The sequence below is a fragment of the Hungatella effluvii genome, assembly GCF_003201875.1.
GTDB classification, from domain to species: Bacteria; Bacillota; Clostridia; order Lachnospirales; family Lachnospiraceae; genus Hungatella; species Hungatella effluvii.
The window spans coordinates 384,646-408,982 of the sequence record NZ_QJKD01000003.1 but is presented as its reverse complement, the minus strand read 5'-3'; the positions used below and the strand labels follow the sequence as shown (position 1 = coordinate 408,982).

21 protein-coding genes and 1 tRNA gene are annotated in these 24,337 nt (G+C 48.0%); 20 read left to right on the top strand and 2 right to left on the bottom strand.

Annotation, left to right across the window (positions count from 1 at the left end; translation table 11 throughout):
• The first annotated feature begins 425 nt into the window (after positions 1 to 425).
• The 16 genes from DFR60_RS07740 to DFR60_RS30300 all read left to right on the top strand — a co-directional run bounded on the left by DFR60_RS07740 (position 426) and on the right by DFR60_RS30300 (position 17,544).
• Positions 426 to 995, top strand: coding sequence for a hypothetical protein (locus DFR60_RS07740; RefSeq protein ID WP_110322377.1), 570 nt, complete (start codon positions 426 to 428; stop codon positions 993 to 995).
• A gap of 330 nt (positions 996 to 1,325) precedes the next feature.
• Positions 1,326 to 1,685, top strand: a complete 360-nt coding sequence (locus DFR60_RS07735) for a BlaI/MecI/CopY family transcriptional regulator (protein ID WP_167437545.1) — start codon at positions 1,326 to 1,328, stop codon at positions 1,683 to 1,685.
• A 10-nt stretch (positions 1,686 to 1,695) separates the two neighbouring features.
• A complete protein-coding gene (locus DFR60_RS07730; protein ID WP_110322375.1) occupies positions 1,696 to 3,006 on the top strand; it encodes a M56 family metallopeptidase in 1,311 nt (436 codons plus the stop codon).
• 470 nt (positions 3,007 to 3,476) lie between these two features.
• Entirely contained in the window at positions 3,477 to 3,980 is a 504-nt protein-coding gene (locus DFR60_RS07725; RefSeq protein ID WP_110322374.1) for a dihydrofolate reductase, read from the top strand.
• Positions 3,981 to 4,007: 27 nt separating this feature from the next.
• Complete coding sequence (locus tag DFR60_RS07720) at positions 4,008 to 4,640, top strand: hypothetical protein (RefSeq protein ID WP_110322373.1); 633 nt, start codon at positions 4,008 to 4,010, stop codon at positions 4,638 to 4,640.
• Between the two features lie 34 nt (positions 4,641 to 4,674).
• Positions 4,675 to 5,163: a dihydrofolate reductase gene (locus DFR60_RS07715; protein WP_110322372.1), complete on the top strand. Its 489-nt coding sequence runs from the start codon at positions 4,675 to 4,677 to the stop codon at positions 5,161 to 5,163.
• A 175-nt stretch (positions 5,164 to 5,338) separates the two neighbouring features.
• Positions 5,339 to 6,229, top strand: a complete 891-nt coding sequence (locus DFR60_RS07710) for a sulfide/dihydroorotate dehydrogenase-like FAD/NAD-binding protein (protein ID WP_002602835.1) — start codon at positions 5,339 to 5,341, stop codon at positions 6,227 to 6,229.
• Positions 6,229 to 7,620 carry an NADPH-dependent glutamate synthase gene (gene gltA / locus DFR60_RS07705; RefSeq protein ID WP_110322371.1) on the top strand — a complete coding sequence of 464 codons (1,392 nt, stop codon included), beginning with the start codon at positions 6,229 to 6,231 and terminating at the stop codon, positions 7,618 to 7,620. The genes DFR60_RS07710 and gltA overlap by 1 nt, the downstream gene beginning before the upstream one ends.
• Positions 7,621 to 7,726: 106 nt before the next feature.
• Entirely contained in the window at positions 7,727 to 9,091 is a 1,365-nt protein-coding gene (locus tag DFR60_RS07700) for an MATE family efflux transporter (RefSeq protein WP_110322370.1), read from the top strand.
• Positions 9,092 to 9,113: 22 nt separating this feature from the next.
• Positions 9,114 to 10,496 carry an MATE family efflux transporter gene (locus tag DFR60_RS07695; RefSeq protein WP_167437544.1) on the top strand — a complete coding sequence of 461 codons (1,383 nt, stop codon included), beginning with the start codon at positions 9,114 to 9,116 and terminating at the stop codon, positions 10,494 to 10,496.
• Positions 10,497 to 10,600: 104 nt separating this feature from the next.
• On the top strand, positions 10,601 to 11,851 hold the full coding sequence (locus DFR60_RS07690) for a C40 family peptidase (RefSeq protein ID WP_110322369.1): 1,251 nt from the start codon (positions 10,601 to 10,603) through the stop codon (positions 11,849 to 11,851).
• Positions 11,852 to 11,869: 18 nt separating this feature from the next.
• A complete protein-coding gene (locus DFR60_RS07685; protein ID WP_025530909.1) occupies positions 11,870 to 13,075 on the top strand; it encodes a helix-turn-helix transcriptional regulator in 1,206 nt (401 codons plus the stop codon).
• Positions 13,076 to 13,164: 89 nt separating this feature from the next.
• Positions 13,165 to 15,096, top strand: coding sequence for a bile acid Fe-S flavoenzyme BaiCD (gene baiCD / locus DFR60_RS07680; protein WP_110322368.1), 1,932 nt, complete (start codon positions 13,165 to 13,167; stop codon positions 15,094 to 15,096).
• 21 nt (positions 15,097 to 15,117) lie between these two features.
• On the top strand, positions 15,118 to 17,058 hold the full coding sequence (locus tag DFR60_RS07675) for an oxidoreductase (RefSeq protein WP_110322367.1): 1,941 nt from the start codon (positions 15,118 to 15,120) through the stop codon (positions 17,056 to 17,058).
• 79 nt (positions 17,059 to 17,137) lie between these two features.
• The gene (locus DFR60_RS07670) at positions 17,138 to 17,374 is read left to right on the top strand and encodes a hypothetical protein (protein ID WP_110322366.1); all 237 of its coding nucleotides are present in this window, start codon (positions 17,138 to 17,140) and stop codon (positions 17,372 to 17,374) included.
• Between the two features lie 2 nt (positions 17,375 to 17,376).
• The gene (locus DFR60_RS30300; protein ID WP_207659510.1) at positions 17,377 to 17,544 is read left to right on the top strand and encodes a hypothetical protein; all 168 of its coding nucleotides are present in this window, start codon (positions 17,377 to 17,379) and stop codon (positions 17,542 to 17,544) included.
• Between the two features lie 15 nt (positions 17,545 to 17,559).
• Here DFR60_RS30300 and DFR60_RS07665 read toward each other — a convergent pair whose 3' ends face one another.
• On the bottom strand, positions 17,560 to 18,027 hold the full coding sequence (locus tag DFR60_RS07665; protein WP_110322365.1) for a TspO/MBR family protein: 468 nt from the start codon (positions 18,025 to 18,027) through the stop codon (positions 17,560 to 17,562).
• 213 nt (positions 18,028 to 18,240) lie between these two features.
• On the opposite strand from DFR60_RS07665, the gene DFR60_RS07660 reads away from it, so the two are divergent.
• Together DFR60_RS07660 and DFR60_RS07655 are read left to right on the top strand one after the other, a co-directional pair.
• The gene (locus DFR60_RS07660) at positions 18,241 to 18,933 is read left to right on the top strand and encodes an iron-sulfur cluster assembly scaffold protein (RefSeq protein ID WP_002602846.1); all 693 of its coding nucleotides are present in this window, start codon (positions 18,241 to 18,243) and stop codon (positions 18,931 to 18,933) included.
• A gap of 85 nt (positions 18,934 to 19,018) precedes the next feature.
• On the top strand, positions 19,019 to 20,029 hold the full coding sequence (locus tag DFR60_RS07655) for a GGGtGRT protein (protein ID WP_110322364.1): 1,011 nt from the start codon (positions 19,019 to 19,021) through the stop codon (positions 20,027 to 20,029).
• Between the two features lie 1,038 nt (positions 20,030 to 21,067).
• On the opposite strand, the gene DFR60_RS07650 is transcribed toward DFR60_RS07655, so the two are convergent.
• Positions 21,068 to 21,139 (bottom strand) — tRNA-Glu (locus tag DFR60_RS07650).
• 490 nt (positions 21,140 to 21,629) lie between these two features.
• Between DFR60_RS07650 and DFR60_RS07645 the strand changes: the two genes are divergently transcribed.
• Both DFR60_RS07645 and DFR60_RS07640 read left to right on the top strand, forming a co-directional pair.
• Positions 21,630 to 22,496, top strand: a complete 867-nt coding sequence (locus tag DFR60_RS07645; protein ID WP_110322363.1) for a MerR family transcriptional regulator — start codon at positions 21,630 to 21,632, stop codon at positions 22,494 to 22,496.
• Positions 22,497 to 22,746: 250 nt separating this feature from the next.
• Positions 22,747 to 24,228 carry an ISLre2 family transposase gene (locus tag DFR60_RS07640; RefSeq protein ID WP_110322362.1) on the top strand — a complete coding sequence of 494 codons (1,482 nt, stop codon included), beginning with the start codon at positions 22,747 to 22,749 and terminating at the stop codon, positions 24,226 to 24,228.
• Positions 24,229 to 24,337 lie beyond the last annotated feature (109 nt).

The following is a 24,337-nucleotide window of genomic DNA, read 5'->3' as shown; positions in this document are numbered from 1 at the left end:
GTGAAAAAATGCTTCTTTCTCTGTTTGTGGTTCCTACGTTGTAATCGTATTCTTGAGTTTCCGCAAAATATAAGTTCAGAATGAATAAATCTTCCTAAACGGAATCCTTCGGGGTCCATTTCTTCTCTTTGCGAAGGTAAGAGGCCACAGAACAGGCAGGCGTGCCCGTTTCAAAAAGGGCTGAGATTGCAGAAACTTAAGAAATGTATATATTGACATCATTTTGACAATATGTTACAATGCAATTACTACAATGCGTAGTAATAACGCCGAATCTGTGATTCCAGCCAAATAATATACATTAAGGTAGGTGATTCCATTGAATAATGAAGTGAAATAATAAAAGATTAAATTAAATACCTATTACACATAGATAGAGTAATAATATAGATACCTAAAAAGGTATTGGAAAGAGGTAATTTATTATGAAAAAATTTAAAAAAATGGTTAGCTTAATTCTTACTGGTTTAATGTTGCTCGGGACATGCTCAAATGCTTTGGCTGCAACCCCGGCAACCCCGGCAATCCCCGAAGGTATTACATATGATTTGAATTCATATGACCTTACAAAACCTTTCACGGAGAAAAAGACTTTTACAGACAGTAATGGCCAAACTGTTGAGGTTATTAACAAATACACCCCCAAACCTCAGACCCGCGGAAGTGAAACAAAAGATGCTGTGGAGGGTTTTTGGGAATCATATATGAGTTACGGCGCTTTTGGTATGTCATTTACTTTTGATTTATCAAAAAGCTCTAATGGTGGTTGGACTATCTCAAATGCAGGAGATTTATTAGTATATGCATTTGTTGTTAATATAAAGAGTTCTTCTGTTACTATAGGAAGAGCAACCTCTTCTGCATCTTCGCCTGCGCGCGTTACAGGTAGTGCAAAATGTTCACTTCTTGACGCATATGGAGTATCACTTTTTAATGGCACTATGACGCTAAAAGTTACCGTAAGCCATTCTGGCGTCGTTACAACTACATGGTAATAGTGAATTAAAATGTAGTTTAGGAAGGGAAGTTCTATGCCTAATATTAATATTATGATTTTATTAGTAATTCTTACATTTGTTACTTTATTATCTATAATTATATTTATAATAAAAAACAAATTTAAAAAATAAGAACATTGTAAATTCATTTAATACAAGGAACCATAATCAGGCGATGAAACTGCCTGCATTATGGTTCCTTGTGCCTCAATAATCTTTATTATAATACTTATTACTTTACAGTGCTCCGTATTGACATTACTACATTCACGTAGTAATATACGAAGTAGAAAAGCAATTGTAATATTATTTGAGGGGATATTAAAAATGAAACTTGAACTCACAGAAATAGAAACAGAAATTTTAAATTATCTTTGGGATAATGGGGAATGGACATCCGCAGCAGAATTTTGGATATATTTTAACGAAAATGGCCGACCTAGCAAACGCCAGACTGTAAACACCTTTTTAACACGTATGACCGATAAAGGCCTTCTTGTCAAACACGACAAAAAATATATGTATGCTTTGAGCAGAAAAGAATATGAACAGGAACTGGCTAAAGAAGTTTTAAGTGAAATGTTTGATGGTTCCTTAAAAAAATTCCTATCATCATTAACAGGAAATCAGAAGATTACAGAATGTGAGGCAGAAGATCTCAAAAAGTATATTGACGATTTAGCCTAATGGTGGCCATATGAATTTAATCTTTTCTATGTTATTATCGAGCAATAGCTTATTATTATTATTTATTGTCATCGAACACTTTATGGGCGATGCATTTAGCCAGAAGAACAAATATCTTATTTTAAAAGTTGCCCTGTTCTTCTCTATCCTCCCATTGGGTTCTGTAAAAACATTAATTTTTACGGTGATAAATTACTATTTTCCAACCGTAAATATGATGGATTTATCGATAAGTGGAAAGATACAAACCTTTGTCGTTACACCCGTAGGATTTTCTATAAATTCAACTTATAGAAATAATTTAATAATATTGTTGGTATGGTTTTCTATCAGCGTAATAATGTTCATTGTGTGCCTGCGGAAGCAATACATTTTTAGACAGCGTGTCCTGAATACTATACAGAAGTCTACTGATCCTGAAACGTTAAATATGCTAAAAAAGCATATGCGGCTTCTAAGCATAAACAAGAACATACGAATATATGTAACTAATATGGAGATCTCCCCATTCACCATGGGACTTATAGATGATCCGATTATAGTCATGCCTACCATATCCGATTTATATAAACAGGAATTAATTATTCAACATGAATTATATCATATTAAAGGGCATGATGCCTTTATCAAATTTCTCCAAGTAGTAGTGGTTAGAATTTTTTGGTTCAATCCGCTGGTTTATCTATTGGATTCCTATTTAAATAGGTTTTGTGAACTTGCATGCGATGAGTCTGTTACCAGTACACTAAGTGGGAATGATAGAAAAAAATATGCTTATCTAATTGTTAATTTAGCGTCTCTCGGAGACAGCCACATCAACCCCTATATATCACCGTTCAGTACTAACAAAAATACCATTAAAGAAAGGATTAATTATATTCTTATGAGGAATAGCAAAAAATCACAATTAGCAATTTTACTTACAGTCGGGATGGTTTTTATTAGCAGCATTCCAGCCCTTGCGTATCAGAGCCCTAAAACATTGGTTTTTGAAGGACAGCTTCAGAATGATTACGTCCCGATGAATTCAAATCAGTCTGTGACTTTTAAAGAATTCAATACACTTGTTGAACAGCAGATGGAATATGATACTCAATTTACTGATATTGATGGTCATATTTACAAAGTATCTCCCTCTGGCAATGATGCTAAAATAAATTGTCAGCATGACTTGGTTGATGGGGTATACGAAAAACACACAAAAAATAAAGATGGAAGCTGCGTAACAAAGGCTTACGATGCTCAACGTTGCAGAAAATGTGGAACTATTGTTTTGGGTTCCTTTATCAGCGAAACAAAATATGCAAATTGTCCACACTAAATCACCTTATTTCAAGCGGAAGTCTATCAGAAGAAACAGAATATTTAAACAGGTATAGCTTGATGCGTCAGATCGGCTCCTTTATGAGCATTTGAGGTAGCAGGCTATATTAATTAACGGATGGCGCGGAAATGCATGGAGGGCTAAACAGAAGGGAGGAATAGCAAGCAAAAACTCCCTGCCTATGGTGGAAGCGCTTGCAGGTATTTTGACGTTTTCTGACAAGCTGATAGACGAAGCCTATAAAAGGCAGATCAAGGAGGAAATGCGGAAGCGTACTTGGAGCGTTTTACACAGAAGTAGAATGGACCGTTGATTTACATGTAAAACCGGGGCTTGAGGGACCCGGTTTTATTTTTGCTTAGACGGACGCCAATTGGTAAATGAGATTTACGAGCCATCGAAAATAATTTGCAAAAAAGAAATATTTGTATATAATGATGTTTAGAAACAGGACAGGAGGAAACTACATGAAAGCGATTGTTGCAGTTGACGAAGCGTGGGGGATTGGGAAAGACGGAAAATTATTGACCCATCTTCCCGAAGATATGAAATTTTTCAGAACGGTTACAAAAGGGAAAGTGGTCGTTATGGGCAGAAAAACGCTGCAGAGCTTTCCGGATGCGAAGCCATTGAAAAACAGGATTAACATCGTTCTGACATCGGACGATACCATGAACGGCGAGGGACTCATCGTCTGCCGCAGTGTAGATGATGCCTTAAAGCAGCTGAAGGAGTATGACAGCGACGATGTCTATATTATTGGCGGTCAGAGCGTCTATGAGCAGTTTCTTCCATATTGTGATACTGCGTATGTGACCAGGATGAAACGGGATTTCGGTGCTGACACCTGGTTTGTGAATCTCGACAGTCAGGAAGGCTGGGAAGAGACGGAGACAGGGGAAGAGAAAGAGTATGAGGGGCTGCATTTTGCATTCTGTACTTACAAAAACAGGAATTGCCTGAATCGATAAAATCAGACCAGGACGGAGGACAAAAGAATGTTAAACTGCGAGAGAACAAGCGTAATGAATTTTGAAAATGCTATCCGGGGCGCGAGAAATCCCATGAACAGTTGGGGGCGTATGGACAGTGGCTACGACGAAGACGGTAATTTTGTGCTGGGACCCAATGATAAGAACCTGGCCAGACGGTTAAGAAATGCAGGCAGTGACCACCGCAAATACATCCGGCAGATTTTCGTATCCGTGGATATCACCGCGCCGCTGTACTGGTGGAAGGAGTACGATACCTATAAAGTTGCCACCGTGGCAAACTCTACCAGCACGATGCACAAGATTCACAGCAAACCGTTTTCCATAGATGATTTCAGCCACGACCACATGACTCCGGAGACCCTGGAATTCATGAATCAGATGGTGGAGTATTTAGAGAAGGTGCGGAACCGCTATCTGGAGACGAAGAGCAAGGACGACTGGTACGATATGATCCAGCTGCTCCCGTCCAGCTACAACCAGATGAGGACGTGTACCATGAACTATGAATCCTTAATTAATATGTACTTTGCGAGAAGAAACCACAAGCTTGCCGAGTGGCACACCTTCTGCGACTGGATCATGACGCTTCCTTATGCAAAGGAGCTGATAGTGGCGGAAGAAGACGAAGAAGCATGATCCGCTTCGCGGAAAAACAGGAAAAGAGGTTATCATGAACATATTAGTAACCGTTGACAAAAACTGGGCGATCGGAAATCAGGGCCAGCTCCTGGTCTCCATCCCGGAGGACCAGCGCCTTTTGCGGGAGGAGACTTTAGGGGGAATCATCGTGATGGGACGAAAAACCTTTGAGACCCTTCCGGGAAAGCAGCCGCTGTACGGCCGAATCAACGTGATTCTGTCAAAAGACCGGAATTACCAGGTAAAAGGCGCGGTCGTCTGCCACTCTCTGGAAGAGTCTCTTGAATTTTTGAAGCAGTACCCCCAGGCCTCCGTATTCATCATCGGCGGCAGCAGTATCTATGATCAATTCCTGCCTTACTGTGACACCGTCCACGCAACCTTTATCGATTACGAATACAGCGCCGATACCCATTTTCCCGACTTAGACAAGTCCGGGGAGTGGAGCCTTACCGCTGAGAGTGATGAGCATACCTACTTTAATCTGTGTTACAGTTTCCGGATGTATCAGAAGAAATGAGCCAAACCAGGCCGCAGGAACAGCAGTAAGTTTATCCTTTATTTTTAAGAATTCATATTGTCAGGTTGGAAATTAGATGGTAAGATGATAAGAGTACCATTTCTCCTGATTGTTGGGGAAGGCTATCAGGAAAGGCGTACAGGTATAATTCACCAAAAGAATTAGGAGGATGAAGATGTATAAGATTTTAAAAGCAGAGAAATTAGCTGACAAGATCTATCTGATGGACGTAGAAGCGCCCAGGATTGCTAAAGCCTGCCAGCCGGGAGAATTTGTAATTGTCAGGATGGACGAGAGGGGAGAGCGTATTCCTCTCACAATCTGTGACTATGATAGAGAAAAGGGAACCGTCACCATCGTGTTCCAGATCGTCGGAGCCAGCACAGAGAGAATGGCTGGTTTAAAGACGGGAGATTCCTTCATCGATGTCGTGGGACCTCTGGGGAATCCGTCGGAGTTCGTTCATGACGACTTGGAAGAAGTGAAAAACAGAAAGTATTTATTCGTAGCCGGCGGCGTTGGAACTGCTCCGGTATATCCACAGGTAAAATGGTTAAAAGAACACGGCGTTTCCGTTGATGTCATTATGGGTTCCAAAACAAAGGATTTACTGATTCTGGAAGACGAGATGCGCACGGTAGCCGGCAATTTATACGTCACCACAGACGATGGTTCCTATGAGAGAAAAGGCATGGTTACAGAAGTGATTAAGGATCTGGTCGTAAACCAGGGCAAGAAGTACGATGTCTGCGTAGCCATCGGACCGATGATCATGATGAAATTCACCTGCCTGATGACAAAGGAACTGGGTATTCCGACAATCGTAAGCTTAAATCCGGTCATGGTGGATGGAACAGGCATGTGCGGTGCCTGCCGTGTATCCGTGGGCGGAGAAGTGAAGTTCGCCTGTGTGGATGGACCTGAATTTGACGGCCATCTCGTGAATTTCGACGAGGCGATGAAGAGACAGCAGATGTATAAGACGGAAGAAGGCCGTGCGCTGTTAAGACTTCATGAGGGTGCGACCCATCATGGCGGATGCGGCCATTGTGGAGGTGACGAGTAATGGATATGATGAAGAAAGTGCCTGTCAGAGAGCAGGATCCGAAGATCAGAGCGACAAATTTCGAAGAGGTTTGTCTTGGATATAATGAAGAAGAGGCGAGAGCGGAAGCCAGCCGCTGCTTAAAGTGCAAGAATCCGAAGTGCGTGGGCGGATGTCCCGTTTCCATCGACATTCCGGGCTTTATCAAAGAGGTTCAGGAAGGCAACTACGAGGAAGCCGCAAAGGTAATCGCAAAATCCTCTGCACTTCCGGCGGTCTGCGGCCGTGTGTGCCCGCAGGAGAGCCAGTGTGAAGGCCAGTGTATCCGCGGAATCAAGGGCGAGCCGATCTCCATCGGTAAGCTGGAGCGTTTCGTTGCAGACTGGTCCAGAGAGAATGGATTCGTTCCGGCGGCTCCGGAGAAGACCAACGGCAGGAAGGTAGCCGTGATCGGTTCCGGCCCCTCCGGTGTGACATGTGCAGGCGATTTGGCGAAGATGGGTTACGAGGTGACGATTTTTGAAGCCCTCCACGAGCCGGGCGGCGTACTGACATACGGTATTCCGGAATTCCGTCTCCCGAAGGAAGGCGTTGTACAGCCGGAGATCGATAACGTGAGAAAGTTAGGCGTTAAGATCGAGACAGACGTCATCATAGGCAAATCGGTGACCATCGACGAGCTGCTGGATGAAGAAGGCTTCGAGGCCGTATTCATCGGTTCCGGCGCTGGACTTCCGATGTTCATGGGAATCCCTGGTGAGAACGCCAACGGCGTATTCTCAGCCAATGAGTATTTAACGAGAAGCAATTTAATGAAAGCGTTCCGTGATGATTACGATACGCCGATCGTTGCAGGTAAGAAGGTAGCGGTTGTCGGCGGCGGAAACGTGGCGATGGATGCCGCGAGAACGGCTCTTCGTCTCGGCGCAGACGTACATATTGTATACAGAAGAAGCGAGGCAGAGCTTCCGGCCAGAGCGGAGGAAGTACACCACGCGAAGGAAGAGGGAATCATCTTTAATCTCCTGACAAATCCGATTGAGATTCTCACCGATGACAACGGATGGGTGAATGGTATGAAGTGTATCAAGATGGAACTGGGTGAACCGGATGCTTCCGGCAGAAGAAGACCGGTTGCCATTGAAGGTTCCGAATTTGTCATCGAAGTGGACACGGTTATCATGTCTCTCGGAACTTCACCGAACCCGCTGATCTCCGCCACTACCAAGGGTCTCGAAACTAACCGCAGAAAATGTATTGTAGCGGAAGAGTCAAACGGTAAGACCACAAAGGAAGGCGTATACGCAGGCGGCGACGCCGTTACGGGTGCTGCCACAGTAATTCTCGCCATGGAGGCGGGACGCGCCGGAGCGAGAGGAATCCACGAATACTTATCCGGACAGGGTGAATAAGAAGTATTACAATAAGGAATGTAGATAGAAGTATCATAACAGGATGCAGAGGGGCTGCCAGCAAGGCAGCCCTTCCTGATGATATATCATTTCGTTTGAGGTGTATATGAGTAAGAAGATAGATTTGCTGCATGGCCATATTTTTACGTCTCTGACGGGACTGGCTCTGCCGATTATGGCGACGGCGCTGGTCCAGACGGCATACAGCCTGACGGATATGGCGTGGATCGGCCTGGTGGGGTCTCCTGCAGTGGCGGCAGTGGGCGCGGCCAGCATGTATACATGGCTTTCCCAGGGAGTTGTGGCGCTGGCCAAGATGGGAGGCCAGGTAAAGGTGGCCCATTCTCTCGGCAGCGGGAGACCGGAGGAGGCCGCCAAGTATGCGGCGGGAGCGATCCAGATGGGCGTTCTGTTTGCCCTGGTATTTGCCGCTGTTACGGTGTTTGGAGCCCGTCCGCTCATCGGATTTTTCGGCTTGAGTGACGGCGCCATTATTCACAATGCCCAGGTGTATTTGAAGATTACCTGCGGCCTGATCTTGTTTTCCTTTTTAAATGCGATAATTACCGGAATTCTGACGGCGATGGGGGACAGCAAAACACCGTTTATTGCCAATGTCATTGGGCTTATCATGAACATGATACTCGATCCGGTTTTAATATTCGGCGTCGGACCGTTTCCCGTAATGGGTGTCGCCGGTGCGGCGGTGGCCACGGTCACGGCACAGATGATTGTAACGATTGTATTTCTTGTGGTAGTGAAAAAGGACAGACTGGTGTTTGATAAGGTCCGTTTCCTGGAACGGATCCCCAAAGATTATTTCCGGGTGATGGTCCGCATCGGCCTTCCGGCTGCGGTCCAGAATCTGATCTATACCAGCATTTCCATGGTTCTGACCAGATTCGTGGCAGGCTTCGGCGACGCGGCCGTGGCGGTGCAGAGAGTGGGAAGCCAGATCGAATCCATCTCCTGGATGACGGCGGATGGGTTCGCGGCGGCCATCAATTCCTTTATCGGCCAGAACTATGGAGGACGCCGGTACCGACGGGTGAAGAAAGGCTATATGACGGCCATCGGCGTCATGTTCGTATGGGGGCTTTTCTGTTCGGGCGTGCTGATCGGATTTCCGAGGCAGATATTCGGACTGTTTATCCATGAGGCAGATATTATTCCCATGGGCATCAGCTATCTCGTCGTCCTCGGTTTCTCACAGATGTTTATGTGTGTGGAGCTGACGACGGTCGGCGCGCTGTCCGGTCTCGGGAAGACACTGCTCTGTTCCGTTATAAGTGTCGTGTTTACCTCGGCAAGAATACCGCTCGCCATGATTTTAAGCAGCACACCGCTGGCGCTTGACGGCATCTGGTGGGCATTTACGATTTCCAGTGTGATCAAGGGAATCCTGTTCTTTATCTGTTTTCTGTATGTATCCGGGAAGCTTCCGGAGGATGGCGCGCAGGCGTCATGGTAAGTTTAGAAGGGGGAGTTTGCAAATGAAGAAACCGATGACACAGGAAGAACGTTTTGTGCAGATGATCGAAACGCCGGTTTCCACACTGATTCCGCAGCTGGCGGTTCCAACGATTATCAGCATGCTGGTAACCGCCATCTATAATATGGCGGATACCTTTTTCGTCAGCCAGATTGGAACCAGCGCATCCGGCGCGGTGGGCGTCATGTTCTCCGCCATGGCCATGATACAGGCTATCGGCTTTACGCTGGGAATGGGGAGCGGGAATTACATCTCTCGTTCGCTGGGGGACAGAAACGGCGGGGAAGCGGAAAAATCGGCGGCAACCGCCTTTTTCACGGCCCTGATCATCGGTGCCCTGATCTCGGTTTTCGGGCTCATCTGCCTGCGGCCGCTCGTCTTTCTTTTAGGGGCTACGGAAACCATCGCTCCATACGCCATGGACTATGGCAAATATATTCTGATCGCAGCCCCCTTCATGATGTCTTCCTTTGTCATGAACAATATTCTGCGCGCCCAGGGAAATGCCATGTATTCCATGATCGGTATTACCACGGGCGGTGTCCTGAATATGATTCTCGATCCTATTCTAATCTTCGGTTTTGATATGGGGATTGCAGGAGCGGCTATTGCGACGATGATGAGCCAGATCATCAGCTTCGGAATCCTGTTTTACCAGTGTAATTTCAGAGAAGGAAGCATTCGGATGAGGCTGTCCAAATTTACGCCTACCGGGAAAATGTACGGAGAGATTCTGCACGCAGGGCTTCCCTCCTTCTGCCGCCAGGGACTGGCCAGCGTGGCGACGGTAATCCTGAACTTTGCGGCCGGACCATTCGGCGATTCCGCTATTGCGGCCATGTCGATTGTCTCCAGGTTTATGATGTTTATTAACTCGGCGCTGATCGGCTTCGGCCAGGGCTTCCAGCCGGTATGCGGTTTTAATTTCGGGGCGAAGCGGTACGACCGTGTGCTGGAGGCGTTCTGGTTCTGTGTAAAGGTGGCGATTACGATGCTGACCTGTTTCGGCATCATCGCATTTGTGATCAGCCGTCCGATCATTACCGCATTCCGCCGGGAAGATTTAGAGGTGATCCGGATCGGTACGCTGGCGCTGCGGCTGCAGATCCTGACGCTGCCGCTTCAGGCGTGGGTAATCATGGTCAACATGCTGACCCAGTCCATCGGATACGGGTTCCGCGCTTCGCTGGTAGCCATGGGACGCCAGGGCCTGTTCCTGATTCCCTCGCTCCTCATTCTGCCGAACATCTGCGGCATTTTGGGCGTACAGCTGGCCCAGCCGGTGGCCGATGTCTTTACCTTTGCGCTGGCGACCTTTATCGTGGTGAGAGTGCTGGAGGAATTGAAAACCATGCGGGAGGGGCAGAAAATAAAAAAATCATAAAAAATATAAAAAAGGGTTGAATTTTACCTATGGTTTCGGTTAACATAAGAGATAGAGTATTTCTACCTAAAAATTCCAGATGAAAATAGAGCGAAGGACCAGCGATGAATATAAAAATACAGTTAAGAAGCAATCATTTTCGGAAGTGGCTGAGGAGACTCGGCTGCAGCCTGTTAATCGGAAGTATGATATGTACACAGACAGTTCCCGCGTGGGCCACATCCAAGGCGGAAAAAGAGAAGAAAGAGGCTCAGCAGAAGCTGGATGACGCCAAGAAGAAGGCGGAAGCGGCAGAAGCCAACAAGAACGCCGCCAACGCCCAGGTGTCAAAGCTGACCTCGGACTTAACGGCGCTTCTTACCGATATTCAGTTCCTTGAGACGGATATCGCCAGCAAGGAAGCCGACATTAAGCAGGCGGAAATCGATTACGAGGCTGCTAAAAAAGAAGAAGAAAAGCAGTATGCTGCTATGAAAAAGCGGATTCAGTATATGTATGAGAAGGGCGATACGGAGTATCTTGATATCTTTCTTCAGGTAAAGAGTATGGCGGACCTGTTAAACAAAGCGGAGTATGTGGAGAGTATCTATTCCTATGACCGGAAGATGCTGGATACGTATCAGGAGACAAAGCAGCAGGTGGCTGACAACAAGGCGCAGTTGGAGAATGACAAGGCCGAGATGGAGGTAATGGAGCTGGAGCTTCAGGGCCAGAAATCCCAGTTGGAGACGACGATTGCCAAAAAGAAGAAGGAAGTCAGCAATTTTGACTCCCAGTTAGCCCAGGCAAAGAATGACGCAGCGGCCTATGCCAAGACCGTAGAGAAGAAGAACCAGGAGATTCAGAAGGCGAAAGAGGAAGAGGCCAGAAAGAAGAGGGAGGCCGAGGAAGCAAGAAAGAAAGCGGAAGCGGAAGCCGCAAAGAAAAAGAGTTCGGCTACGACTACTTCGAAGAAGACATCGGCCAACGACAAGTACACCGGTCCGGCTGCGGTAAAGAGCAGCGGCGGATCGGCGGAGGGACGCGCGGTGGCGGATTATGGCCTTCAGTTTGTGGGGAATCCCTACGTTTACGGAGGGACAAGCTTGACGAACGGAGCCGACTGTTCCGGTTTCGTGCAGCAGGTATACAAGCATTTCGGCTACTCACTGCCGAGAAGCTCTTCGGAGCAGCGTTCCGCGGGTCGTGAAGTCTCTTATTCGGAGGCACAGCCCGGTGATTTAATCTGCTACGCCGGCCATGTTGCGATCTATATCGGAAACGGACAGATTGTTCACGCCAGCACGCCTACGACTGGCATCAAGGTAGGTACGGCTACATACAGGACGATTTTATCGGTCAGAAGAATCGTATAAGGTGAGATTAAAAAAATTATGAAACAGCAGAACGACTGGTACACGGGGATCAACCATTACGACAACTATGTGGAGAAGGAGATCGGGATCGAGCGCAGAATCATCGACGGGCCCACCGATCCGTATCTCCATGAGCGTGTGGAGATATTCTATGTGTTGTCCGGAAAGGGCGCCATATCGGTAAACGGATATGCCTACGACGCGGTGCCGGGCAGTCTGTTCTGCATGTATTCCCACCACTTCCACCATGTGGAAGCAGTGGAGGAAAAGCTCGATGTGGCGGTGATCCGGTTCCACATCGGGCTTTTTATGTATATGAGCTGGGAGAAGCATCCGAAGCATGCCAATGCCAGACTGGTGTACGATACGAAGCCAATGGTGAGACTTTCCGGGGAAGAGAAGGAAGAGGTGGAGGCGCTGGTGCGCAGCCTTCTTCGTGAGGCGAAGGAAGCGCGTTTTGAGCGGCTTAACATGATCGAGTACAAGACGCTCGAGCTGCACGCCTATTACTGCCGGTATGCCTATGAGGAAATCGGTAAGGCGTCCCGGAAGGAACGGACGGTATGGAGCATCATCGAGAAGGTGATCCTGGCAACGGGAGAGGATATCACGCTGGAGGACATGACTGAGGAGGGGATAAGTCCTGAGACGATGAACCGGAGGATCAAGGAAGCCTGCGGATTCACATTTTTCCAGCTCAAGCAGTTTGGAAAGGTGATCAATGCCTGCGCGCTGCTGCATTTTCCGGAATTGTCCATGGAGTATATCGGCGATCAGCTGAATTTCTCTTCTGCCGCGGCATTTTACAAGGTGTTCAAACAGTACTGCGGGGTGACTCCGCGGGAGTATCAGACGGAGTATATAGGAACCATGGTTCCGGGAAGCGGTGCCGGTTCGGCAATGCAGTTTCTTCAGTATATCCATATCCATTTTTCCGAGGATATACGGCTGGAGGATTTATGTGAGAAGTTCTGTATGAAGCCGTATACAGTGAAGCAGATCTTTAAACAGGTGTTTGGAAATCCCTTTGAAGAGCTGCTGGCCCAGGTCCGCATCTCCTATGCCTGCTCATTTCTGCGGACGGGGGACAGGACGGTTCTGGAAATCGCCTCTCTGTGCGGCTTTAACTCACAGTCTACCTTTCAGCGGCATTTTAAACGGTGGATGAACCAGACGCCGGAGGAGTACCGGGAAGTGATGAGAGAAAAGCCTGACAAAAAATGATAATAAAACTTCATAATGTGAATATAAGGAGAAGCCCTTCTTTGCTATAATGAAAGTATCATGTTCAATATGCGAAGGAGGTTTTTTCTATGTATGACAGATTATTTTCTCCGATTCAGATCAGGGGTCTGGAGCTGAAAAACAGGGTGGTCCTGCCTGCAATGGGAACCCGTATGGCGGGGGAAAAGGGGGAGATCACTCCGAGGCTTGTCGCCTATCACGCGGCCAGAGCGGCCGGCGGCTGCGGCTTAAACATCGTGGAGGTGGCCGCGGTACATACGCCCAGCGCTCCAGCACACTTTGTATCCATCAGTGACGACAGCCTGATCGGGGGGCATAAGAAGCTGACGGATGCCATCCACCAGAGCGGCGGAAAGGCGGCGATTCAGCTGTGGCAGGGCTCTATCGCCACGACGTTTGACCCCAGGGCAGAAATGCTGGTGGTTAATGATATGGAGTTTGCGGGTAAGAAGCTTAAGGCTATTACAACAGACAGGATACAGGAGATTGTGGAGTGTTACGGAAAGGCCGCGGCGCGCTGTGCCGAGGCTGGATACGACTGTCTGGAATTCCACTGCGCGCACAATTATCTGCCCCATTCCTTCTTAAGCGGAGGCTTAAACCACAGGACGGATGAGTACGGAGGAAGCTTTGAGAACCGGTCGAGGTTCCCGCTTGAATGTATCCGGGCGATTCGGAACGCCATACCGGAGGAAATGCCGCTGTTCATGCGTATTGACGCTCACGATGATTATCTTCCGGGCGGACTTACTATCGAAGAAATCATCGAATTCTGCCGCATAGCCGGGGAAAATGGAGTGGATGTACTGGATGTATCCAGGGGAAATATCATCACGGCCGGATCCGTTTATGAGGTTCCGCCCATCGATATTCCGAGAGGTTTTAATGTGGAGAACGCCGCACGGATCAGAAGAGAGACGAAGATGGCGACGATCGCCGTGGGAAGGATCAACACCGCGGAGCAGGCGGAAGCCATCCTCGAAGAGGATAAGGCCGATATGGTCGTCATGGGAAGAGCCCAGCTGGCTGATCCGGAGTTCTGCAATAAGGCGAGGGAGGGCAGGACAGAGGACATCATCCACTGTGTCGGCTGCAACCAGGGCTGCTACGACGGATTCTGCGATTTAAGGAACAGACCGTTTATCACATGTCTGAGAAATCCGTGTCTGGGTCACGAGGAGGAGTGGAAGCTTACAAAGGCGGAGACTCCGAAACGGGTCTATATCGCAGGCGGCGGAATGGCCGGCCTGGAGGCGGCCAGGGTGCTGCTCATGAGGGGCCATCATCCGGTGATCTTTGAGGCGGGAGACCGTCTGGGCGGCCAGTTTATCACGGCGGGCCAGGCTCCGGGCAAGGAAGAGATGAAACAGGCGGCCATTTCCTTTGGACGGCTGGTGGAGCGGTCGGGGGCGGAGGTGCGCTTCCATACGCCGCTTACACCGGAGATTATCACGGAGGAGAAACCGGACGCGGTGATCGCGGCCGTAGGCTCCGCGCCGATCGAGCTGAAGCTTCCGGGAAGTGAGAAGAAAATGGTCTGTCAGGCCCACGCCGTGCTGGAGCATGAAGTGGAGCCGGAGGGTAGCGTCTGTGTGATCGGAGGCGGGCTGGTCGGTCTCGAGGCCGCGGATGCGCTGGCGGCGGCCGGGCATCCGGTGAAGGTGCTGGAAATGAAGGATACGGCAGGAGAAGATCTGGGAATGCTCCGAAAAATCGCCGTGATGCAGAAGCTTGGCGGTGAGTCGGTCGGGATCATCACAAGTGCCCGATGTCTCGAAATCATTGAGACCGGTGTGGTGGTTGAGACACCGGAAGGGAAGGAGACCGTGGCCTGTGACAGCGTGGTTCTGGCTGTGGGGTCTGCTTCGAGAGATAGCAGTGCGCTGAAAGAAGCCAGTGAGAAGGCTGGGGCGGATTTCTTTGTTATCGGAGATGCAAAGCGGGCAAGGCGTGCGATTGATGCGATTGCGGAAGGATTTGAGACTGCAAGGCAGGTATAGGGGAAGAAGGAGGAGTTATCAATGAAATCCAGATTATCAGAAGCGTTAAAGATCGGTTCCATGACCGTAAAAAACGGCATTTTCATGGCGCCCATGTCCCTGGGATATGAGAGCCCGGACGGAACGGTGAATGAGACCATGCAGGAATACTGGCTGGCAAGGGCGAGAGGCGGCGTGGGCTGTATCATCACCGACGCGCTCTCGGTAGATCCCGATGTGCCGTATCTGGGCAACACGCTGTGTTTCAGAAATGAAGAGAGTATTGCGTCCTACCGCCGTTTCACGGACAAAATCCACGAGTGCGGCGCCAGGGTGATCCCGCAGATCACCCATCCGGGACCGGAGAGTGTCAGCGCGTTCCGCGGCATTCCGCCCATGGCCAGCAGCGTGTACTTAAATTCCATGGCTCAGAAGACCAGGGCTGTCACACTGGAGGAAATTCCAGGGATCATACAGAAATACGCAAAAGGCGCATACGATGCCAAGCGCGCCGGCTTTGACGGAATCGAACTGCACTGCGCCCACGCGTATATGCTGCTGGGATCATTTTTATCACCCATGAGGAACAAACGGACGGACCGTTACGGCGGCAGTCTCGACAACCGGGCACGCCTGCTGTGTGAAGTCCTGGATGCGATTCGGGATTCCTGCGGCCCCGATTTCCCGATTATTCTCCGCATGTCGGGAAGTGAACGTGACGAACAGGGCAATACGCTGGAAGATATGAAGTACCTCGTTCCGATCCTGGAACGTCACGGCGTGGATGCATTTGAAATCAGCGGCGGTACCCAGTATGAGCGATGCAATAAGATTATCCCGTGCCACGGGGAGGTGCAGGGCGTCAATGTTCCGGAAGCGGAAGCGCTGAAGCAGGTTGCAACAGTTCCGGTACTTGTGGTCGGGAAAATAGGCGAGCCGAGATATGCGGAATATCTGGTCGATTCAGGAAAGGTGGATGGCGTCGTGCTGGGCCGCGCCCTGATTGCGGATCCCGACTTCGTAAAAAAGATGGAAGCCGGAGATTACGACGGAATCGCACCGTGCGCGGCCTGCGCCATCGGATGTGTGGGAGAACAGACGAAACGCCATCCGGCTTCCTGCGTGATCAATCCGGCGGCAGGCAGGGAGAAAGAGCTGGAGCTTACGAAAACGGAAAGGCCGAAACGTGTGGTGATCGTGGGCGGCGGAATCGGCGGCATGGCCTGTGCCAGGGCCTGTGCGGTATGCGGCCACGAAGTCGTTCTCCTGGAGCGGGAAAATGAACTGGGAGGCCAGATGCGTCTTGCCTGTATTCCACCCCATAAGCAGGAACTGAGCAAATGGATTGTCTATCTGGAGCATGAACTGGAACGGCTGTCTGTAGACGTACGGCGGAACACGGCTGCGGACAGGGACGTCATTGACAGTCTTTCTCCTGAGGCCCTGGTTATCGCTACCGGAGCGGGAGAGATGCTCCCGCCGGTACAGGGAATCGATCCGGAGCAGGCGATAACCGCATGGAAGGTATTGAGAGGAGAGACGGCAATTCCGGGCGGAAATGTCCTGGTAGTCGGCGGCGGTATGGTCGGCTGTGAGGTCTGTGAGTATCTGATGCATCAGAAGCGCGGATCCTGTCATATTACCATGATCGAGATGGCAGATGAGATCGGTGCAGGAATGGTAGTGAACAACAAAGTGCCGGCCATGATACGGCTGAACCGGCCGGAGATAACCATGATGACAGGCACAAAGCTGGTATCCGTAAACGGCGGAGAGGTGACAGTGGAAAGGCACGGTACACAGGAAGTTTTAAGCGGCTTTACCCATATCATCTATGCCTGCGGGGCACGCCCGGTCAGAGGTCTTTATGAGGAGCTGAAAGAGGCTTATCCGGAGGCGGTTCTGATTGGAGACGCGCTGCAGCCCGCACAGGCGCTGGAAGCGGTGAGGCAGGCGGTGGAGACTGCGGTGCGGATCGGTTAATCCAGGAAAAAACATTGGATTATGGCTGTCCCTGATGGTATAATTGAAATATATGAAATACATGAAGGAGGACACGCTGATGAAACAATGGCTGGATACTGCGGACGAATATATAAAGTCCTGGAAAATCCGTGATGTGGCGTTGTTAAAGCTTTGCGTCTGCGCCGCCGGGTTTCTGTTTGGAATGGGAATCCCAAAACGGCACCGGAACAAAGCGTCAATCGCTGCAAGTATTATTTTCTCTGTGACCTATGTGCTGGTGATGCTCCCATTTTTAAAGCTGCTGGACAGAAAATTGAAAGAGGGAGCGGCTTGACTGTGGGCCGGAACGTGAACGAGAATGTGGGTCTGAACATGGGCCGGAACGTGGACCTGACTGGAGATGCGGAAGTTTCGAAGGAAATGCTGCAGGAAGAAAGGGGAACTGTCATACCTGTGATTTACCATCACTGGCGGGGCAGTTCCCCTTTTCTCCTGTTTTCGTAACCGGCAAAACACGGATCATCGATTCAGAAGGTAAATAGACAGATTCAGATATGCGGCAAACATACACCATAACAGGTATGGAATCTGTAAGCAGGCTGCCAGAGGGGAGATTTTATAAAACTGGTAAATCATCACGGCTATAAGCAGGATCAGTGCAATAAGCCAGATAAATGACAGCAGATATTGGGAGAGACCAAAAAACAGGATGCTCCATCCAAAATTGAAAAGAAGCTGTAATGCATAGTATTTAAGCGCTTTTCCTGTGTTTGGATCCCCCGAGACATAGATCATGCAGGAGGAGATCCCCATTAACAGGTACAGAATTGTCCAGACAACCGGAAACAGAAAGGCCGGCGGTGATAAGGGCGGCCGGATCAATGTCTGGTAGGCCATCGTATTACCGCTGATAAGCGCGGAAATAGAGCCGACAGCCAAAGGGATCATGATTGAAATGAGCAGAGCGCTGATATTTTTCGATTTCATAGATGCTCCTTTGACAGGTGGTTAGTAATTATATGCGTAAGAGGGAAGGAAAAATGATAAATAAGGAGATTTCCCAACTCCCTTGATTTTACAGGGAAATCCAAAAAATACTTGCGGAATTCGACATTCTGTGAGAGAATATAGCTAAGTATGATGTGATATATTTAACAAAGTACTTTTCACAATTATTACTTATTCGAAAGGAGTTTTAACATGATTTATTCACAGGAAGTAGAAGAGATGTGCACAGTGGCACAGGGCGTTCATCACGGCGCTGCTCCAATCCCAGAAGAAGCAAAATGGGTAAAATCTAAAGAAGTTAAAGATATCTCCGGTTTAACACATGGCGTTGGCTGGTGTGCTCCTCAGCAGGGCGCATGTAAGCTGACTTTAAATGTCAAAGAAGGCATCATTCAGGAAGCACTGGTAGAGACCATCGGATGTTCCGGTATGACTCACTCCGCTGCCATGGCTGCAGAGATTCTGCCAGGTTTAACCGTTTTAGAAGCATTGAACACAGACCTTGTTTGTGACGCAATCAATACAGCAATGAGAGAATTATTCTTACAGATCGCATACGGCAGAACCCAGAGTGCGTTCTCAGAGGATGGACTTCCTGTCGGTGCGGGACTGGAAGACTTAGGAAAGGGACTTCGTTCTCAGGTTGGTACCATGTACGGAACCTTAAAGAAAGGTCCTCGTTACCTTGAAATGGCTGAAGGTTATGTAACCGGTATTGCACTGGATGCTGACGATCAGATCATCGGCTATCAGTTCGTAAGCCTTGGAAAGATGACAGATTTCATCAAGAAGGGCGACGATCCGAATACTGCATGGGAGAAAGCAAAAGGACAGTACGGCCGTGTTGCTGACGCTGTTAAGATCATCGACCCAAGACATGAATAATGGGACAGGACGATAAGTCTACATAGAAATATCGGATTTCCATATGCAGAATTTGACATAGCCTAATAACAAGGAGGACAAGATAATGGCTTTATTTGAATCATATGAGAGAAGAATTGACAAAATCAATTCCGTTTTAAACAGCTATGGCATCGCTTCGATCGAAGAAGCTGAGAAGATCACTAAAGATGCTGGTTTAGATGTATACAAGCAGGTAGAGGCAATTCAGCCGATCTGTTTTGAGAATGCAAAATGGGCTTACACGGTAGGCGCGGCCATTGCAATCAAAAAAGGCTGCAGGAAAGCTGCTGACGCGGCTGCAGCTATCGGCGAAGGCCTTCAGTCTTTCTGTATCCCGGGTTCCGTTGCTGATCAGCGTAAAGTTGGTTTAGGCCATGGTAACTTAGGAAAGATGTTACTGGAAGAGACCACAGACTGCTTCTGCTTCCTGGCAGGTCATGAGTCCTTCGCAGCAGCAGAAGGCGCAATCGGTATCGCAGAGAAGGCAAACAAGGTTCGTGAGAAACCATTAAGAGTTATCTTAAATGGTTTAGGAAAAGATGCCGCTCAGGTTATCTCCAGAATCAACGGATTTACCTACGTAGAGACCGAGATGGATTACTACACAGGCGAAGTAAAAGAACTGTGGAGAAAGTCCTACTCTGAAGGCTTAAGAGCAAAAGTTAACTGCTACGGCTCCAACGACGTAACAGAAGGCGTTGCAATCATGTGGAAGGAAGGCGTTGACGTTTCCATCACTGGTAACTCTACCAACCCAACCAGATTCCAGCATCCGGTTGCAGGTACCTACAAGAAAGAATGTAATGAGAAGGGCAAAAAGTACTTCTCTGTTGCTTCCGGCGGTGGTACAGGACGTACACTTCACCCGGACAACATGGCAGCAGGTCCTGCTTCCTACGGTATGACAGATACTATGGGACGTATGCACTCTGACGCACAGTTCGCAGGTTCTTCCTCCGTTCCGGCTCACGTTGAGATGATGGGTCTGATCGGTGCAGGAAATAACCCGATGGTTGGTATGACTGTTGCTGTTGCTGTTTCGATTGAGGAAGCGGCGAAGGCTGGGAAATTCTAATAAAAACTGCTTAGAATAAAGTTTTTTGAGGTTTAAAAAAAAATTCGTGGTTGGAATAGGATTGGATTGCCGCGAGAAGTGTTGACATTTTCTTCTTTTTGCATTAATATAATATCAGCAAAGAAAAGCGATTGTGTTCCATTGGTGCACAGACGAACCCCCAGAGAGTTGCAGCTCTCTGGGGGTTCTATTTTCCTTTTAAAGAGGAATAACTTAGGCTGGCCGTTGATTACTTATCTCTATCCAGCCATTTGCAAATATAGTAGCAGACTATACCTGCCACAATAGAGATAAGAAAAGCGATTATGTATTCCAAAAGTACACCTCCTTCCTGCTGGAAAGAGTCAACAGCATATTAATTATATCTTTAAAGCAAGGGCCTGCCTATTACATTTTCAACATATTCATTGAGCAGCAGTGAGTAGCGGTCAGTCGGGAAGTGTAGCACCCTTATAGCGCACAAACACCTCTCCCCCCTAAAATCCAGCCCTCACCGTTTCTATTAAGGAAGCAGCAAAGGCAGGGAAGTTCTAATTTTATACTCTATAACGGATCAGTGAAAAAGCAATAAAACAGCATAAAAATGTATGGAAATTTACCGGTAACTAACACGTAACGAACCGGTAACTAACAGTGTTAACTAACAAACAGACTGCCCGAAAGCCGCCTTTTATATGGCGTGTAGGCGGATCCGACAAATGCGGCTGCACCGTAGTTATTTTATTTTCACTATTTCAACCATTAATTATTTTTCATATCGGGATGTGTGTAACGTTTATCGGATTACATGTACAATCTCGTGCCCCGTAAGTTATTTACGGGCCAGGACGTCTATGTGTGCTTCCATTGCCCGGGGAGAGACGGTATGCGAAGGGTATGCCGTGGGCACCGAAGAAAAGCATGAGTGAGGCAGGAAGGGTACTGAACAATTCAATATATTACGAAATGACGGCAACTGTCCGGCAAATATTTTTTATCATAGTATAAACCTTTCTGAGAAACAAAAAAAAACCTTCCTGATATTCAGAAAGGTTTTCATGACCTATCCGGGAATCGAACCCGGGTTTCCGCCGTGAGAGGGCGGCGTCTTAGCCGCTTGACCAATAGGCCGTATCTGTCGTTTCCGACAACTTCCTTATAATACCATAGGAAATTGAATTTGTCCAGATAAATTTCAAAAAAATATGAAAAAAATTTTAGACTGTAAAAAATACCCCATAAATTAGGTTGAGCCGGCAAGGTGACATTACGTCAACCCCGCCGACTTAGTGGAAACATATGTAGGAAGCGCTCTGACTGCTTAATTCGATTTCCTATGTTTATAATATTATCATACTGGAAAAATGTAACAGAAATTTGGCCGCAACGTAAAAAGATTATGAAATTTATTAAGGGTTTCTAACGAATTATGAAGTTTGTATCTTTTTTGCATAAAACAGAGGGGAGTATCGTCAATTTTATAAGAAAATTTGAAAAAAGTATTGACTATCACGCATGGTGATAGTGTAAAGTGAGAGTCAGAGATGAGGTCCCCGGTTCCTTCCAACGCCGGCAGGAGGGGCAGGAGAACCGAACCGGGCGGTAAAGGAAGGTGAGAACCATGATGACTGTTAAACAAGTTTCCACATTGACGGGTGTCAGTGTTCGGACACTCCAGTTTTATGACGAGATCGGCCTGTTTCAGCCGACGGAAATGACGGAAGCCGGATACAGGCTGTATGATGAACATGCATTGGAAGTACTGCAGCAGATCCTGTTTTTTAAGGAACTGGACTTTACGCTGAAGGAAATCAAAGCGATTATGGAAAACCCGCAATTTAATAAAGCAGCCGCATTCAAAAAGCAGAGGGAGCTGATTCAGCTGAAACGCGACAGATTGAATGGTATGCTGGAGTTACTCGATAAATTAATTCATGGAGAAATGTGTATGGACTTTAAAGAGTTTGATATGAGCGAATATTTTCAGGCTTTAAGTGAGTTTAAAGCAACACATACGGATGAGATTATAAAACAGCTTGGAAGTATGGAGCAGTTTGACGAAATGCTAAGCGCGCTGCAGTCGCATGAAGATGAGATTGCCAGCCAGGCAGTCAGGCAGTATGGCAGCATTGAGAATTATACAAAGGCAATGAAGGAAGGTTTTCAGAAATATTTGTCTGAAGGACCGGCTGTCACAGAGATAGAGGTGAATGGAATTATGGAGCAAACGGAGCTGTTGACGAAACGCCTTACGGCCGACTTAAGCAGAGATACCGCATCTCCGGAAGTACAGGAGGCGGTAAGCAATTTAATTGAGTTTTGCGAAGAAACCAATAAAGGAATCGATATGGGAGAGAATTACTGGCCTTTTACGGCGGAATCCTATCAATCCAATCCCATATATATCGAGGTGAACGACCGGAAATACGGGGTGGGCGCCTCAAAATTTATCGGAAATGCAATTAAGGAGTATTTAGACAGAAGATAGATCAGGTGAATGTTAAAATGGAATAAATGTTATTTCAAATGCTGCCTTTGGAGGAGTTCGTCTCTGTCTGGGGTGGCATTTGTTCTGTATTTACATATACGGAGCAGCAACTTTACATTAGCGTAACATTACTTTCGGGTAATTAGTTAATGGTAAATTATGTAAACTAATAAAAACAAAAAAAGAAAGCACCGCTTTGTGGTATGATTGAATTTGCGAAAAACGATCACAACAAAGGAAGGTGCTCTCTATGCTTAATAGTATACTACATTTTATCGAAAATGACATCAAGGAAATTGAAAATCTCGTAGCAGCCATGCTGAAAGGGGAAAAAGAGCCCCATGACCTGTCACAGGATATCCATGACCGGATGCTGGGGCTCGGGGCCAGGCTGATTGCTGAACTGTATGAAAAAATAGATGATGAGATCAGGGAAAGCCTGATACGAAAGAAAAAATGGAACATTGAACAGCGCAATGAACCGAAGGAACTGCTGGATATCCTGGGGCCTATCCGGTTCTGCAGGACTGGCTACAGGGATAAGGAAACTGGGAAATTCGTTTACCTCCTGGATAAAATCCTTGGGATTGAAGGACATCAGAGGATCACGCTTGGGGCGGCCGCATGCATTCTGGAAGAGGCGGTACAGACCAGCTACGCTAAGGGAGGCCGGCCCCTATCCCTTATGGGGCAGGTCAGCAAACAGACTGTAAAACGTCTGGTCCATGACACAGAGGCCCAGCTGCCTGTCGCACCACCGTCAGAAAAGAAGCGGCTGGAATACCTGCATATCGTAGCGGACGAGGACCATGTGGCAGCCCAGTTCTGGAGCCAAAAGGGTGATCTGGGGAAGGATAGCCGCGGGAATAAGATCAACACCATCATGCCGAAACTCATCTGCCTGTATGAGGATGTGATAGATGAGGCGGGGGAAACCTCAAAGAGCCCGAGGCACAAACTAACCGGGAAACACTACTTCTGCGGTACCTACAAGGGACAGGAAGCAAACAGAAGGCTATGGGAGGAGGTAAGGGACTATATAGATACCCATTATGATACCGAATACCTGAAATGCGTTTACATAGCAGGAGATGGTGCTGGCTGGATCCGCGCCGGCTGTGAAGTGCTGGGGAAGGGGAGGTTTGTGCTGGATAAGTTCCATATGATGAAATATGTGAATGTCTCCGTATCCCATCTACTGGACAGCGCGGAAGAAGTAAAGGGCGAGATTTGGGAATGCCTGAATGGCCGACACAAAAAACGGCTGCAGGAGGTCTACGCTGAAATCCTGAAGGTAACTGAGGAAGGCAGGAAGTATACGGAGGCAGAGGGGGCACTTGGCTATTTTCTGAACCAATGGGACGGGATACAGATCCGGACAGAGGAGGCAGGGGCTAACTGGGAATGCTGTGCGGAAGGCCAGGTGAGTCATGTGCTGAGTGCGAGGCTGAGCAGCCGTCCGATGGGCTGGAGCGAGCAGGGGTGTGACCGGATGTCGGGGCTGCGGGCTTATACGAAGAATGGTGGTAAAATCATAGATCTCCTGGCATATCAAAAGGAGCGTAGGAAAGAGAATCAGCTGTCAGAGGAAGAACTGGAGGTAAAAAAGAAAGTATGTGAAAAACAGGCCGGCTGGAGATACCAGGAGCGTCTGCAGGGCCGGGTGCCAGGGCTTGAGCAGCATAGCCTGAAATGGATGCGCGTATGGATCAACCAGGAGCTGGGCGCCTAGAAAGCGGCTTTTTTTGCTTGACAACAACTAAACAGTGAAGCGGACACACAAGTCAAGGGCAAAAAGCCGAAGGGAACCCTTGAGTTGTGTGTTTGCTGAACGTAAAATC

What these genes read in the sequence shown, in the direction of transcription:
- DFR60_RS07665 (WP_110322365.1), bottom strand. Translation starts at nt 18,027, where the DNA reads ATGAAATCGAAAAATATCAGCGCTCTGCTCATTTCAATCATGATCCCT.
- DFR60_RS07735 (WP_167437545.1), top strand. Translation starts at nt 1,326, where the DNA reads ATGAAACTTGAACTCACAGAAATAGAAACAGAAATTTTAAATTATCTT.
- baiCD (WP_110322368.1), top strand. Translation starts at nt 13,165, where the DNA reads ATGTATGACAGATTATTTTCTCCGATTCAGATCAGGGGTCTGGAGCTG.
- DFR60_RS07695 (WP_167437544.1), top strand. Translation starts at nt 9,114, where the DNA reads ATGAAGAAACCGATGACACAGGAAGAACGTTTTGTGCAGATGATCGAA.
- DFR60_RS07715 (WP_110322372.1), top strand. Translation starts at nt 4,675, where the DNA reads ATGAACATATTAGTAACCGTTGACAAAAACTGGGCGATCGGAAATCAG.
- DFR60_RS07645 (WP_110322363.1), top strand. Translation starts at nt 21,630, where the DNA reads ATGATGACTGTTAAACAAGTTTCCACATTGACGGGTGTCAGTGTTCGG.
- gltA (WP_110322371.1), top strand. Translation starts at nt 6,229, where the DNA reads ATGGATATGATGAAGAAAGTGCCTGTCAGAGAGCAGGATCCGAAGATC.
- DFR60_RS07670 (WP_110322366.1), top strand. Translation starts at nt 17,138, where the DNA reads ATGAAACAATGGCTGGATACTGCGGACGAATATATAAAGTCCTGGAAA.
- DFR60_RS07675 (WP_110322367.1), top strand. Translation starts at nt 15,118, where the DNA reads ATGAAATCCAGATTATCAGAAGCGTTAAAGATCGGTTCCATGACCGTA.
- DFR60_RS07730 (WP_110322375.1), top strand. Translation starts at nt 1,696, where the DNA reads ATGAATTTAATCTTTTCTATGTTATTATCGAGCAATAGCTTATTATTA.
- DFR60_RS07710 (WP_002602835.1), top strand. Translation starts at nt 5,339, where the DNA reads ATGTATAAGATTTTAAAAGCAGAGAAATTAGCTGACAAGATCTATCTG.
- DFR60_RS07690 (WP_110322369.1), top strand. Translation starts at nt 10,601, where the DNA reads ATGAATATAAAAATACAGTTAAGAAGCAATCATTTTCGGAAGTGGCTG.
- DFR60_RS07685 (WP_025530909.1), top strand. Translation starts at nt 11,870, where the DNA reads ATGAAACAGCAGAACGACTGGTACACGGGGATCAACCATTACGACAAC.
- DFR60_RS07740 (WP_110322377.1), top strand. Translation starts at nt 426, where the DNA reads ATGAAAAAATTTAAAAAAATGGTTAGCTTAATTCTTACTGGTTTAATG.
- DFR60_RS07640 (WP_110322362.1), top strand. Translation starts at nt 22,747, where the DNA reads ATGCTTAATAGTATACTACATTTTATCGAAAATGACATCAAGGAAATT.
- DFR60_RS07720 (WP_110322373.1), top strand. Translation starts at nt 4,008, where the DNA reads ATGTTAAACTGCGAGAGAACAAGCGTAATGAATTTTGAAAATGCTATC.
- DFR60_RS07655 (WP_110322364.1), top strand. Translation starts at nt 19,019, where the DNA reads ATGGCTTTATTTGAATCATATGAGAGAAGAATTGACAAAATCAATTCC.
- DFR60_RS07725 (WP_110322374.1), top strand. Translation starts at nt 3,477, where the DNA reads ATGAAAGCGATTGTTGCAGTTGACGAAGCGTGGGGGATTGGGAAAGAC.
- DFR60_RS07660 (WP_002602846.1), top strand. Translation starts at nt 18,241, where the DNA reads ATGATTTATTCACAGGAAGTAGAAGAGATGTGCACAGTGGCACAGGGC.
- DFR60_RS07700 (WP_110322370.1), top strand. Translation starts at nt 7,727, where the DNA reads ATGAGTAAGAAGATAGATTTGCTGCATGGCCATATTTTTACGTCTCTG.